Source organism: Bifidobacterium choloepi (assembly GCF_010667615.1).
Lineage (GTDB): Bacteria > Actinomycetota > Actinomycetes > Actinomycetales > Bifidobacteriaceae > Bifidobacterium > Bifidobacterium choloepi.
Map to the genome: position 1 here is coordinate 829,100 of NZ_VYSG01000001.1, position 13,359 is coordinate 842,458.

Here is a 13,359-nt window from a genome sequence, read left to right on the forward strand (position 1 = left end):
CTCCCGGTTTGTCGCTAGCAACATCCTAGCGGGCGCCCTGACAGTTCTTCAGTCCTTCTCGCTGAAGACGGCCCAATGCGGAGGAAGCTCGCCGAGGATGCGGCGGTCGTCGTCGTCGGAGCGCTGCGAGGCGGTCTGCTTGTCGGACGGCTCGAGCTTGACGCCGTCGGCGTCGAAATTCTCGGTGCCCTTGAGCACGACTCGCCTGTGGACGCGCTTCGTGCGGCGCGTCGCCGAATATTCGTGCTCGCCGCTCACTGGTGGACCCCCTGGTAGATCTCGCCCAGGCGGGCGACAATGCGGTCGACTTCCTTTTCCGGGTTGACGAAGGCGGCGACGGACCAGACCGTCATGACGGACCAGCCCAGGCTCTCCATGCGCTGCATCAGCAGGCGGTGACGCTCGCGCGTGGACGGCAGGCCCATGAACTGGGCGTCGTCGGTGAACAGCGCCAGCGCGAACGGCTTGCCCTTGACGCCGACGACCATCGGGATGCGCGTGCCGTTGTCGAAGCCGTAGTCGACCTCGACGTCGAGCCCGCGGGCGCGGATGCGCGAGGCGAGATCGTTGAACAGCACGTTCTCGGACGTCTCGCGGCCGTCCGGCTCGAGCTGGTCGGCGGACGCGATGCCCTCGGCCCACGTCAGCATCGTCTTGATCATCTTCGAGCCGGGCTGGTGCAGGCGCGCATCGTCGAGGTCGGCCGGGCCGAACGCCGAGACGATGTCGATGTTGCGGTCGGCCAGCGCCAGCGCGTCGAGCAGCATGCCGCGGCCGGCGACCGAGTCGAGCACGCCGAACTGCTGCATCAGGCGGCCGTGCGTCGTCTTCGCGTAGCTCATCGAGATGATGACGTCGGACGAATGGGCGCCGGCGACATCGGTGATGTCGACGATGCGCACATGGCGGAGGAATCGTCCCAGGAACTCGTTCTTCGAGGCGAGCGACTTGAGCTCGGCGCCGAGGCGGATCCTGAACGACGTCGTCATCGTGACGACGGTGAGGATGTAGCTGGCCGGCACGATCGTGAACGAGTTCGCGCGCTCGCGGATGAGGTCGACGATCGCGTCGATTTCCTGCTGGCTGGACTCGACGAGGCCGGAGCTGCCCATCTGCGGCACGGCCTTCGCGTCGATCGGATGGAAGACGACGTGGCCCTGGACGCGCGGCTGCATGACGGCGTGCGGAATCGGGCCGTAGCCCTGTTCGGTGAGGAACTCGTCGACGCGCGGGTCGCGGCGCGTGGCCGGCGGCTCGACCTCGATCGACGGCAGCATGTCGATGAGCGTGTTGACCGACTCCGACGTGATCGTCTCGCGGTGGCCGAGCACGACGGCCTGCCGGGCGCGGCACAGCACCGACAGCAGCAGGATCGACGGCAGGTGGGCGGCCGCGTCGACGATGACGACGTCGGCGATCGGCACCGGGTTCGTGACGGAGGCGAGCGTCGCCGGCGTGGCCATGATGACCGGCTTGGCGGCGGCGAGGATCTCCGGATGGTCGTGCTGCACGCGGCTCAGCGCGACGTTCGTCTCGCCGGCCAGCGCGGTGTGCAGCATGTTCGCTTCCTGCGTCCTCGCGAACAGCAGGTCGCACAGGTGCTTCATCGATTCCTGCATGATCATCGGGCCGACGGAGCGCACGTGCTCGGTATCGACCTGGATGAACCGGTCTGCGGCCGTCTGCAGCACGGAGCCGTCCTGGTTCGAGATGATCGGCGAGCTGTGGACGATGTCGTCGAAGACCGTCGTCCACCAGGCGAGCCGCAGCTCGTCGGTGACGGCGTCGGTCGCGACGTGGCGGGCGCGCAGGTCGGCGACGAACTCGCCGAGGCCGGCCTCGTTGAATTCCTTCTCGAGTACCGAGCGTTCCGGCAGCGTGTCGAGCGCGATCTTGTCGTCGTAGAGCGTGCGCAGGCGCGCCTCGACGGCGTTGAAGTCGGTCGTCTCGAGGTCGGCGCCGTCCGGCGTGGTCGCGAGGACGACGTCGAGCGCCGTCATGTTCGCGGCGAGCTCCTCCTGCGTGTCGATGATCTCGTCGAGCTTCGGCGGCAGCACCGGCCAGCCGCCGTGCGGCACGAACATGCGCCACTGCTCGGCCTGGCGCTTGACGACGAGCAGCGCGTCGTGCAGGTTCTCGACCTGCGCGCCGACGCGCAGCATGCTCTTCGCTTCCTTGACGTGGCGGCGGCGTTCCCAGTAGCCCATCGACGAGCCGTCGGCCTTGCGGTTCTGCTTCGGCTTCGTCGCCTCGATCATCGAGTCGATGTCGCGCTCGAAGACCTCGGGCTGGAACACGTCGAGCACGCGCCTCAGGTTCTTCAGCACGGTGACCTGGCGCGCCCATTCGCTGGCCGTCGTCGGCACCGGGAAGCCGCAGGTCTTGACGGTCGTCGCGACCTGCTCGCTCGTCGCCGGCAGCAGCTGCTGCAGTAGGTCGACGACGCGCTGGTAGGCGGTGATCGCCTCGTCCTCGGTGTAGATCGACGCGTGATACCACGCCGTGTCCTTCGGCTCGAGCGTGAACTCGCCGAGGTCGCCGGCGCGCCGCAGCTTGCGGGCCCACTCGTCCATCGAGCGGTCGGTGTGGTTGAGCGCCTGCGCGACGGCCTTTGACAACCTCACGTGCGTGGCCGGATGGCTCGGCAGCTCGGCGATGCGGGCGAGGTTCTGGATCGTCTGGTAGGCGGAGACGCCCCACGTGGAGTTGATGCCGTGCAGATCGCCGAGGTAGCGGGTCAGGCGGGCGCGCACGCCGACGAGTTCGTCGGCGAGCTGGTCGAAGCGGGCCGAGGCGACGCCCTGCTGGAAGCCGACGGCGGCGATGAGCTGGTGGTCGATCGCCGCGTTCGTGTTCGGATCGGCGACGTCGAGGACCTGGCCTTCGAGCTCGTTGGCGCGCATGGCGCGGAAGAATCGTCGCTTCTGTTCCGCCACGCACGGCACGTACAGTACCGACTTGCCGGCCATGATCGCGCGCGAGGCGATCGCGGCGGCTTCCTCGGCCGTGTCGCCGGCCGTCGCGTTGTCGACGAACAGCGAGTAGCCGGCGGCGACGGCGTTCGCGGCGTAGCGGACGGTGTTGTCGACGTCGCCGATCTCGTATTCGGCGTGCGGATCGCCGTCGAACGGGCTGTATTCGGGCAGCTGCTCGTGCGACAGGCGGTAGATCGATTCGCGGTCGCCGGCCAGCGCGTCAAGCAGGCGGTTGCCGGTCGGTCCCTTGGCGAGTTCCTCGATGACGAGCTGGCTTTCCACGAGGATCTGCGACGAGGGGTCCATGAAGCAGCCGAGGATCATCCGCTGGCTGTCGATCGTGAAGTCGGGGTGGACGGTGCGCACGGCGTTCGTGATCGCCGCAAACAGCGCCGTCTTCTCGAGCGTGCCGGACGCGTAGTTGGAGCCGTCGAACAGCGCGCGTTCGTCGAGGATGACGCCGTTCTCGCGCATGGCGGCCAGGAAGCTCGCGTTGAGGCGGCCGCGGCCGGTGAACTTGATCGTCGTGTGCTGCTCGACCGGCTTGCCGTCGCGCCGCACTTCCACCGGGTAGACGAGCACCGGCATCTGGTAGTCCTTCCAGATGGCCACGCCGACGACGAGCGACAGCTCGGCGACGCCGGAAATGCGCTTCTTCGCGCCCTGGTCCTCGAGCACGCGCTCGATGCGCCGCGACGCCGACTTCAGCTTGTTGCGGTCGTCGAACAGCTTGTGCAGCGGCGCGCTGCCCTTGATGAACAGTTCGGGGATGCCGGAGACGAAGGCGTCGGTCAGCTCGAGCTTGGCGCTGAGCTGCGTGACGTCCTCGAGCGGCGACGGCGCCAGGTTCGCCTTGAAATCGGTCCTCCAGGACCGCAGGCGCTCGAGCGACTCGTTCGTGCCGTTCGTGTCGTCGACGTTGGCGGTCCGCTTGCCGCCGCCCGCCATGTTCTCGATGTCGTCGGCTTCCATGGCCACGGTCTGCGCCGCCTCGACGTCGTCCGGCGTCTCGGTTCCGGTGGAGTCCGGCTCGTTGGGCTGCTCAGTCATCGCACTCACTTTCCAGATTTCTTCAGGTATTCGGCGTAGCCGGCGTTGCGGCCGAGCGCTTCGTCGACGTCGGCGTTGCCCTGCGCCGCCAGCCACGCGTAGAGGTCCTCGTACAGCGACGGGTTCATCGCCAGGAACGGCAGCAGCTCGGGATGCCGCGCCATTTCGAATTGCTCGGTGTAGTCGTCGGTGCGGCGCGCCTGGTCGGACGTGAAGCCGCCGGCCTCGACGACCTCGCGGTTGAGTTCCGCCTCGCTGGCCGTGATGCGCTCGAAGACCGATCCGGCCTCGAACGCCGGCATGTAGCCGGCCTCGCCGGGTTCGGCGGCGGTTTCCGCGGCGGGCGCCGTTTCGTTGGTGGTCTCGTCGGTGGCCGGCCGCTGGAAGCGCGAGTAGTCCTCGGCGGCGTTCTCGCCGGCCGTCTCGGCAGCGGCCATTCCCTCGGCCGCGCTGCGCTGGAACGATTCGTCCGGCGATGCCCCGTCCACGGCCCCGGTCTCGCGCTCCTCGACGAGCCAGCTGAAGTCGGTCAGCGGGTTGAACGACTGCGTCGACTCGAGCGGCTGGCTGTCCTGCGCGGCCGGTTCGGCCTGCTCCGCCGGCGTGGCGGCGACGGTCTCCTCCGGGGTCGTCGCGGGCTGGCCGGCGGCGGCAACGGGCTGCTGGGTTCCGGTGACCGGCTTCACGGCGCTGTAGTCCGGCGACGCCGAATGCAGGCGGCCGGACGCGATCTCCTGGATGCTGACGAGGCGCTCGCGGCTGTTCGCGTCGCTGTCCGGGCTCTTGTGGCGCGGACCGTCGTGGTATTCGGGCTTGAACGGCTCCTCGCGCGGCGCAGGCTCCTCCATCTTGCCGGCGGCGATGTCGTGGGCGTCGGCGAACAGGTCGCGCGGATGCTCCTCGGGGTTGGCGTCCGGCTGGTCCTCGACGAGCGCCGGAGGATTGATCGGCAGCTCGAGCGGAGCGAACGATTCCTGCTCGGCGGCGCGCAACTGCGCGGCCCTGGTGCGCACGGACCCGGCGTCGAAGATGTCGGTCGGCTCGCCGGCGCGCAGGTTGAGAATCGTGTCCACCGACATGTCGGGCGAATCGTTGCCGGCGGCATTGCCGGTGGCGTAGTCGAAGAGGTTGGAGACGGCGCTGTCCGACTGCGGGACGGCGACGCGCACGAAGTCGACCGGCACGTCGCCGAACTGGATGCGCACGCTGTCGCTTCGCAGCGCGAAGTCGGAGCCGACGGGCAGCCGGCGCAGTTCGCTGCCGGTGCGCACGAGGTACGATCCGTTCGTCGAGTTGAGGTCGCGCAGGAATGCCGTGCCGTCCGACTTGACCGAGAACTCGGCGTGGCGCTTCGACATCGAGCGCGTGTCGTCGAGGATCTCGACGCGCGGATAGCGACCCGCCGGCAACGGGCGGATCGGCTTGCGGCCGATCTCGATCGTCTGGCCGGCGTCCACGCTGGCCACGTCGGAGCCGTCCACACGAATAACCCATCTCATCGTCGTTCGCTGGTCACCGCTCACGCCGGCCTTCCTCCCCTCGGCGGTCCTCGCCGCCGATACATCTTCGGCACGTCTTCATGGCCGCGCCGACTGGCGGGCGGCCGTTCGCTTGCCGGCGGCGGCGCACGGCGGCGCCGAACCGGTCTCATTCCGAATATTCTACGCTACCATCCCGCCGAGGGGCACCGGCAACGGATTTTCGAAACGAAAATGCGAAATCCCCGCACGCGCGGAGCGCAGCGGGGATTTCGGATGTCTTGCCCGGACGAATCGTCCGAAATCAAGTCACGTCATGCGGCCCGGACGAGCCGCGGGACATCACTTGAGCTCGACGGTGGCGCCAGCCTCTTCGAGCTGAGCCTTGGCCTTCTCGGCGTCTTCCTTCTTGGCGTGCTCGAGAACCGGCTTCGGAGCGCCGTCCACGAGGGCCTTGGCCTCGGCCAGGCCGAGGGAGGTGATGGCGCGCACGGCCTTGATGACCTGGATCTTCTTGTCGCCAACGGCGGAGAGGATGACGTCGAACTCGTCCTTCTCTTCCTCGGCCGGAGCGGCAGCGCCACCGGCAACAGCGGCGACGGCGACCGGAGCGGAGGCCTCGACGTCGAACTTCTCTTCGAAGAGCTTGACGAACTCGGACAGCTCGACGAGGGTCATTTCACCGAAAGCTTCGAGGAGCTCTTCGTTGGTGTACTTAGCCATTACGGCTTCCTTTCATTCCTGGCGGAGTCTTCGTTGCTGGATTGCGTGCGACTCTACCAAAATCTAACTTGGGTTGTTCGAATTGAATGCTTCAGGCGACCAGTTCAGGCCACCATTGAGCACTCAGGCAGCCTTTTCCTGCTTCTCGCGAAGGGCGTCGACCGTGCGAACAAACTTGGTCGGCAGGGCGTTGAACAGGCGAGCGGCCTTGGACATGGTGCCCTTGAGCGCACCGGCCATCTCGGCAAGCAGTTCCGGACGGGACTTGAGTTCCGCCAGCTGCTTGGCGCCCTCTTCGTCGTACACGGTGCCGTCCGCAAACGCACCCTTGACGATGAGAGCCTTGTTCGTCTTGGCAAAATCACGCAGGACCTTGGCGGCTTCGATGTAGTCGCCGTGCACGAAGACGACGGCGGACGGACCCTTGAGAGCCTCGTCGAGACCCTCGATGCCCGCTTCCTTCGCCGCAATGCGGAAGAGCGTGTTCTTCGCCACAGTGTAGGAAGTATCGCGGCCTAGCTTTTCGCGCAGATCGGAGATCTGCGGAACGGTAAGCCCGCGGTACTCGGTCAGGTAAATCGCGTCGGCGTTACGGAAATCTTCCGTAAGCTCGGCGACCACCGCTTCCTTTTCGGGCCTCTTCATGGCGTTCCTTCCTAAGTCGGCCGTTGACTTGAAGTTCCGCGCGCCATGCGCCGCTCTCGCGGCAACAAAAAAGCCCTGCCGCAGGCAGAGCACACACTGCTTTCGATTGACCCGGACGAATCCGGACGAAAGTCTTGTCTTCTCAACCTGCGCTGGCCTGGCGAACCAAGCTTCGGGAGCCTTGCGGCCCCAACCAACGGTCTGTGGTTTACGAATGTTCAATCTAGCGGTCCGCGCGGACAACACGCCGCCAGGCCGGCGGATTGGCCGGTTTGGCGGCGTGTCGCGGGGGCGTGGCCCGCACGCGGGAATCGTGCCGGATACACCGGACGGCCGGCGCACGGCCGCGCGAATCGTTCCCTATATATTATTTCGAGCTGCTGGAAGCCGAGGAGGAAGCGGTGGCCGACGTGCCCTGCTCGAGCGCCTGCTTGACTTCCTTGACGATCGCGGAAATCCAGTCGGTCAGCGACTTGTAGTCGCTCGGCATGTTCTCGGTGAGGTCGACGACCGGAATGTTGCCGGAGTCGGCGGCCGCGACGAGCGTGTCCGACGTCGTCGACGGCTCCTGCGAGTTCATGATGAGCATGTTCGTGTCGCCGGCCTTGAGCAGCTTCTCGAAGCTGTCGAGGTCGCTGGCGCTCGGCTCGCTCTCGTTGGCGGCGGCCTGCTTGTAGCCCGACGGCGTGACGTCGCTCAGGCCGAGCTCCTCGGCGAGATAGCCACCGACCGACTCGATGGCGGCGTAGGAGAGGTTCGGATCGTCCTTCCTGACCTCGGCGATCTCGTTCTCGAGGTCCTCTTCCTTGGCGGTCCACTCGGTGTACAGCTTCTCGAAGTAATCCTTGTCCGCCGGCAGCAGCTTTTCGTACGCGGCGGTGATCGCCTTCGCCGTCGCGTTGCGCACGGCCGACGAGAACCAGACGTGCGGATTGTCGCCGGTCGACTTGCCACCCTCGTCGGCGGCGTTGATGACGGTCGCGCTGCCCGACTCGGCGGCCTTGACGGCCCAGTCGTCGTAGCCGGCGCCGTTGACGATGACGACCTGCGCATGCTCGATCTTCGCGATGTCGTTCGTTGTCGGTTCGTACTCGTGGGCGTCGACGCCCGTGTTGTTCAGGATCGTCGAGACGTCGACGTACTTGCCGCCGAGCTCCTCGGCCAGGCTTCCCCAGACGTTGGTGGAGGCGACGACGGCGATGACGGAGCTGCTGTCGGTCGAATTGTCGCTGCCGGAGGAGCTGCTCGATCCCGAGCAGGCCGCCGCGCCGACGGCGAGCGCCACGGCCGCCACTCCGGCGGCCAGCGTGCGGAACAGGTTCTTCATGGGCGTGTCTCTTCTCTTCTTTTCTACTTGCCTGCTTGTCTGCTGCTTGCCCGCGGCCTGGCTTCTGCCTGCCGGCTGCCTGCCTACTGTCACGGCGGGTTCCGCCGAGTCGCGGCGTCCACTGCCGTCCAGGTTCGGGGCGCGGGTTCACGTTCCTTATTGAGAACGATTCTCATTATAAGCATGTTTTTCCATCTCCGTGCGCAGAAACGGTAACGATTCCTCCGTCGGCGTGCAGGCCGCGGATCATTACGCACATCGCCCACTACTGTCAGCACGCATTTCGGAAGGATTCCAGTCAAGACCTTCCAAAACACACGTTAATAAGTGTCGTTCTGTCTAATTTGGAAGGTTCCCGCTACAGACCTTCCAAAACATACGCAAACAATGCCGACCTCGCGTATTTCGGAAGGCCTCAGCCCCAAACCTTCCAAAATGCACATAAACAAAGGCAGTTGCGCATAATTCGGAAGCCCTCCATTCCAGACCTTCCAAAACATGCGCAAGCAGGACCCCGCTCCACACAAAATCCGGACAAAATCCGGATGGGCCTTTGGGCCCTTGTGAATGCCGAGAACGACGCGGGCCTGCTCCCCTAGCCCACACGGAATCCGGACGGGGCTTGCGGAAGACGCGCCTGACGCCGGAGGACGAATCGTGAACAGCCCTCAACGAATGTGGAAACATGCCGATTCGTGCACAGCAGCCGCATATCTTTGCCAGACAAGCGAGGGCCCCATAGCGTGGTCGGCATGCGAAACAACTCCAATGTCGACATGGCCCTCGCGATCGCGCGCGCCGAGCAGCGATGCGCCTTCGCCACTGACCGCAAGACGCAGGCGGCGGCATACCGTCGAATCAAAAGCGGCGAACTCGGCCGTCCACTGCCGGGCCTGTTCATGATACGAACGGAATGGGAAGCAATGTCCGCCCACGATCAGGTTCTTCATGCGGCGAGGGCACTCCACGCTCGTTCCGGAGGCCAGTATATCTTCGCAGGCCCAACAGCCGCTGTCCTGATGGGACTCGAGCTGAACTATTCCGCTCACGAACACGGCATCTACGTGATATGCGGCCATGCCGACTCCAACCATCCCGTCCATCAACGCGAGGCATTGGACAAGATGAGGCCGGGACCGCTCGAACGATGGAACGGCATCGTCGACATGCAGATCAACCGGCTGCCGCGTCGTTCATTTCCCGACGGCGCCGGCCAGCTGCCCGACGTGGTCCGCCTGCGCAACAGCGGCATACCGGTGACATCGCCGGCACGAACGCTGACCGACATTGCCATGCTACTTGACTTCCCGCGCGCACTCGCGGCTTTCGACAGCGCAGCCAGACGGGGCATGATCGACCCCGGCGCTATCCACGAATACGCCAGGCACGTCCGGGGCGCCACAGTCCGCGTGGAACGGCTACTGACCTATGCAAACGCCGCGGCGGCCAACGGGGGAGAATCACTGATGCGCGGCATCTTGCTGGGCGAGGGGTTTCCGGTACCGTGGTTGCAGGAACCGTTCCCGTCTGCGGATCGTCCGCAATACTATACCGATTTCTCATGGCACCTGCCTGGCGGCGTTATTCTCGTCGCCGAGTATGACGGCTCGGCAAAATACTCCGACCCCTCCATGACGAACGGACAGAATGCGCGGACAATCGGTCACAGGCAGGCCGACCGCGAGATCAAATTACGGGAATGGGGCGTGCGGGACGTGGCGCGTGTGTTCTATGCCGATCTTGTACAGCCGATACGGCTGGTCAACAAGCTGCAGCGGCTTGGCGTGCCCCGCAACACGCAGCCCTACGGAGGCTTTCTCGACAACACGTTCGAGCTCCATGCAGATAATGCGTAACCGCCTAGGCTCACAGTATGGCCAGCAGAAAGCGCGTGCGTTTTGAAAGGAATGCAGCCCAGTCCTTCCGAAATACGCGCAAACAAGGCCTATCCCGCGTATTTCCGAAGGAATCCAGTCAAGTCCTTCCAAAATATGCGCAAGCAGAGGCACTCCCGCACAAAACGGAAGGGACCCAGCCCAGTCCTTCCAAAATATGCGCAAGCAGAGGCACTCCCGCACAAAACGGAAGGGACCCAACTCAGTCCTTCCGAAATACACGCAAACAGGAGTCGATCCGCGCATTACGGAAGGCGCCATGCCTCTCCTGTCGCTGCGGCCGGGGGGATACGGAAGGTGCCCAATGGGGCCTTCCAAAATACACGACGGATGAATCGTAATAAACAAAACAGGAGGAACAGCAGGACCCACGCACGCACGGTGGGCCTCTCCCGAGGGAAGAGGCCCACCGTGAACGGAGGTCCAGCTGGCCGGAGGCCGGCTGCGGAAAACTACAGGATGGCCATGCAGATGAAGTCGAGGACGAAGAGGGCGGCGACGATCCAGATGATCGGGTGGACCTCCTTGGCCTTCTTCTTGCAGGTCATGACGATGCAGTAGGTGATGAAGCCGCCGGCGATGCCGTACGAGATCGAGTAGGCGAACGCCATGAAGACGGCGGCGAAGAACGCCGGGATCGCCTCGGAAATGTCGTCCCAGCGCACGTCCTTGAGCGAGCCGGCCATCATGCAGCCGACGACGACGAGGACGCCGGCGGTCGCGGCCGACGGGATGGCGGAGATGACCGGGGCGAAGAACGCCGAGATCGCGAAGCAGACGGCGACGACGACGGAGGTCAGGCCGGTGCGGCCGCCCGCGCCAATGCCGGCGGAGGACTCGACGTACGTGGTCGTGTTCGAGGTGCCGAAGATCGAACCGATCGACGTGGCGATCGAGTCGGCGAACAGCGCCTTGTCCATCTTGGAGGAGAAGCCGGAACCGTTCTCCATCGACTCCTCGTCCTGCTTCGAGAAGATGCCGGTGCGGCGGCCGGTACCGATGAACGTGCCCAGCGTGTCGAAGGTGTCCGACATCGAGAACGCGAAGATCGTGACGAGGACGAGCGGAATGCGGCCGGGGTCGGAGAACAGCGAGGCGAAGCCCTCGCCGGAGAACAGCGCGCCGAACGTCGTCGGCAGCTGCGAGAACATCTCGCCGAACGAGACCGAGTCGCCCATGTTCGTCAGGCCCATCGGGATGCCGATGACGGCGGAGATGACGATGGCGAGCAGCATGCCGCCCTTGACCTTGCAGACGGTGAAGATGATCGTGAGCAGCAGGCAGATCAGGAACAGCCACAGCGTCGGCGAGTTCAGCGTGGCCAGGCCCGGCGTGGCGCCGACGGTGTCGCCGTTCGCCGCGTCCGAACTCGTCGTGAACTTGATGAAGTCGACGTTGAGGAAGCCGACATAGGCGACGAACAGGCCGATGCCGCCGCCGATCGCGTGCTGCAGCGGCTCCGGGATGGCCTTGATGATCATCTTGCGGACCTTGGTGACGGTGATCAGGATGTTGATCAGGCCGCACAGGAACACCATCGCGAGCGCTTCCTGCCAGCTGAAGCCGAGGCCGAAGCAGACGGTGTAGGTGAAGAACGCGTTGAGGCCCATGCCCGGCGCGAGCGCGTACGGCACGTTCGCGAACAGGCCCATGACCAGCGTGCCGATGATCGACGCGATGATCGTCGCCAGGAACACGCCGCCCCACGGCATGCCGGTCTGCGTGAGGATCTGCGGGTTGATGATGATGATGTAGGACATCGCGAAGAACGTGGTCAGGCCGGCCATGACTTCGGTGGAAACAGTCGTCCCGTTTTCTTTCAGATGGAAAAATTTCTCCATTGGAAACTCGTTTTCCTATTTCTCGATCTCTTGGGTTGCCCTCGCCAGCCGCGTTGCCGGTTCCGGAGCGTCGGGAAGGAACGGGGGCGGAGCGAATCTGCCGGCATCGTGTTCCCGGGACGGAAGGTCGTCTGACCGACCGTGTTCGCAATGGATCGAAATGGAAGACGGTTCGGCGGGCGGCGAGGTTCCCGAATATAGCAGAGTTTTTGTTACGAACAAAAACATCGGCCAGTCTGCAAAACGTTGATTTTTGAACGATTCTTCCGACACTGCCTCTCCCCGACCATTGGGGCTGCTGATGCGAAAACGGTTTAGCGAATACGCCGGAACCATGTGCGAATTTTTCCGAAATATCACGAAATGGTCTCGTCCGACTGGACATGTCCGAGAGCGGTAGGGGGTATGGGGAAAACGAGATCGTAAAACAGCGCACGGCGGCGCCGCGTGAAGCGGGGCCGCCGTGCGGGGATGTGATCACGGTCCCCGCAAGCAGCGGGGACGCCGTGCGGGGTGCCGATCAGCCGAAGCGGCCGGAGACGTAGCGTTCGGCTTCCTCGTTCTGCGGGTTGTTGAACATCGTCGTCGTGTCGGCGAAGTACTCGAGGTGACCGGGCTGGCCGACGGCCTTGAGGTTGAAGAAGGCCGTGTAGTCGGCGATGCGGGCGGCCTGCTGCATGTTGTGCGTCACGATGACGATCGTGTAGTCCTTCTTGAGCTCGTTGATGAGGTCCTCGACGGCCAGCGTGGAGATCGGGTCGAGGGCGGAGCACGGCTCGTCCATCAGCAGCACCGACGGATGCACGGCGACGGCGCGCGCGATGCACAGGCGCTGCTGCTGGCCGCCGGACAGGCCGACGCCGGGGTTGTCGAGGCGGTCCTTGACCTCGTTCCAGAGGTTCGCGCCGCGCAGCGCCCATTCGACGAGGTCGTCGGCGTCGGACTTCGAGATCTTCTTGTTGTTCAGGCGCACGCCGGCGAGGACGTTCTCGCGGATCGACATCGTCGGGAACGGGTTCGGGCGCTGGAAGACCATGCCGACATCGCGGCGCACGGCGACCGGGTCGACGTCCGGCGCGTAGAGGTTGACGCCCTCGAGCAGGACCTCGCCGGTGCAGTGGGCGCCGGGCACGATCTCGTGCATGCGGTCGAGCGTGCGCAGCACCGTCGACTTGCCGCAGCCGGACGGTCCGATGAACGCCGTCACCTTGTTCGCGTCGATGTTGATGTTGACATCCTCGACGGCGAGGAACGAGCCGTAGTAAATGTTCAGATTGTTGACATCAATCCGCTGTCCCATTGTGGTTCCTTTTGGTCTGTCTTGTTTGCTTTGTTAAGAACGATTCTGTCCGCGTTATTCCGGACCCGGGTTTGGGCTGGTGCCGGCGGCTTCGCCGCAGGACTCCCCCCGCCTCGAGCTTCGCT

At 64.8% G+C, this 13,359-nt stretch carries 9 protein-coding genes; 1 reads left to right on the forward strand and 8 read right to left on the reverse strand.

Annotated elements, in window-relative coordinates:
• Positions 1-48: 48 nt before the first annotated feature.
• From F6S87_RS03445 to F6S87_RS03470, 6 genes are all read right to left on the reverse strand, one after another.
• Entirely contained in the window at positions 49-258 is a 210-nt protein-coding gene (locus F6S87_RS03445) for a hypothetical protein (RefSeq protein ID WP_163227222.1), read from the reverse strand.
• Positions 255-3,923 (reverse strand): helicase, encoded by a 3,669-nt coding sequence (locus tag F6S87_RS03450; protein WP_163227567.1) that lies wholly within the window; start codon positions 3,921-3,923, stop codon positions 255-257. Before F6S87_RS03450 ends, F6S87_RS03445 begins: the two co-directional genes overlap by 4 nt.
• A 107-nt stretch (positions 3,924-4,030) precedes the next feature.
• Entirely contained in the window at positions 4,031-5,524 is a 1,494-nt protein-coding gene (locus F6S87_RS03455; RefSeq protein WP_196779075.1) for a variant leucine-rich repeat-containing protein, read from the reverse strand.
• A 321-nt stretch (positions 5,525-5,845) separates the two neighbouring features.
• Complete coding sequence (rplL, locus tag F6S87_RS03460) at positions 5,846-6,226, reverse strand: 50S ribosomal protein L7/L12 (protein WP_163227224.1); 381 nt, start codon at positions 6,224-6,226, stop codon at positions 5,846-5,848.
• Between the two features lie 123 nt (positions 6,227-6,349).
• Positions 6,350-6,871 carry a 50S ribosomal protein L10 gene (gene rplJ / locus F6S87_RS03465; protein WP_163227225.1) on the reverse strand — a complete coding sequence of 174 codons (522 nt, stop codon included), beginning with the start codon at positions 6,869-6,871 and terminating at the stop codon, positions 6,350-6,352.
• Positions 6,872-7,238: 367 nt separating this feature from the next.
• The gene (locus F6S87_RS03470; RefSeq protein ID WP_163227226.1) at positions 7,239-8,198 is read right to left on the reverse strand and encodes a metal ABC transporter solute-binding protein, Zn/Mn family; all 960 of its coding nucleotides are present in this window, start codon (positions 8,196-8,198) and stop codon (positions 7,239-7,241) included.
• A 752-nt stretch (positions 8,199-8,950) separates the two neighbouring features.
• Here F6S87_RS03470 and F6S87_RS03475 point away from each other — a divergent pair.
• Complete coding sequence (locus tag F6S87_RS03475; protein WP_163227227.1) at positions 8,951-10,054, forward strand: hypothetical protein; 1,104 nt, start codon at positions 8,951-8,953, stop codon at positions 10,052-10,054.
• A 491-nt stretch (positions 10,055-10,545) separates the two neighbouring features.
• On the opposite strand, the gene F6S87_RS03480 is transcribed toward F6S87_RS03475, so the two are convergent.
• Together F6S87_RS03480 and pstB are read right to left on the reverse strand one after the other, a co-directional pair.
• Positions 10,546-11,934 carry an NCS2 family permease gene (locus F6S87_RS03480; protein ID WP_163227228.1) on the reverse strand — a complete coding sequence of 463 codons (1,389 nt, stop codon included), beginning with the start codon at positions 11,932-11,934 and terminating at the stop codon, positions 10,546-10,548.
• 520 nt (positions 11,935-12,454) lie between these two features.
• Positions 12,455-13,234, reverse strand: a complete 780-nt coding sequence (gene pstB / locus F6S87_RS03485) for a phosphate ABC transporter ATP-binding protein PstB (protein WP_163227229.1) — start codon at positions 13,232-13,234, stop codon at positions 12,455-12,457.
• Between the last annotated feature and the right edge of the window lie 125 nt (positions 13,235-13,359).

Excerpts from the sequence above, each read along its gene's own strand:
- F6S87_RS03450 (WP_163227567.1), bottom strand. The coding sequence starts at position 3,923 with ATGGCGGGCGGCGGCAAGCGGACCGCCAACGTCGACGACACGAACGGC.
- F6S87_RS03455 (WP_196779075.1), bottom strand. The coding sequence starts at position 5,524 with ATGAGATGGGTTATTCGTGTGGACGGCTCCGACGTGGCCAGCGTGGAC.
- rplL (WP_163227224.1), bottom strand. The coding sequence starts at position 6,226 with ATGGCTAAGTACACCAACGAAGAGCTCCTCGAAGCTTTCGGTGAAATG.
- rplJ (WP_163227225.1), bottom strand. The coding sequence starts at position 6,871 with ATGAAGAGGCCCGAAAAGGAAGCGGTGGTCGCCGAGCTTACGGAAGAT.
- F6S87_RS03470 (WP_163227226.1), bottom strand. The coding sequence starts at position 8,198 with ATGAAGAACCTGTTCCGCACGCTGGCCGCCGGAGTGGCGGCCGTGGCG.
- F6S87_RS03475 (WP_163227227.1), top strand. The coding sequence starts at position 8,951 with ATGCGAAACAACTCCAATGTCGACATGGCCCTCGCGATCGCGCGCGCC.
- F6S87_RS03480 (WP_163227228.1), bottom strand. The coding sequence starts at position 11,934 with ATGGAGAAATTTTTCCATCTGAAAGAAAACGGGACGACTGTTTCCACC.
- pstB (WP_163227229.1), bottom strand. The coding sequence starts at position 13,234 with ATGGGACAGCGGATTGATGTCAACAATCTGAACATTTACTACGGCTCG.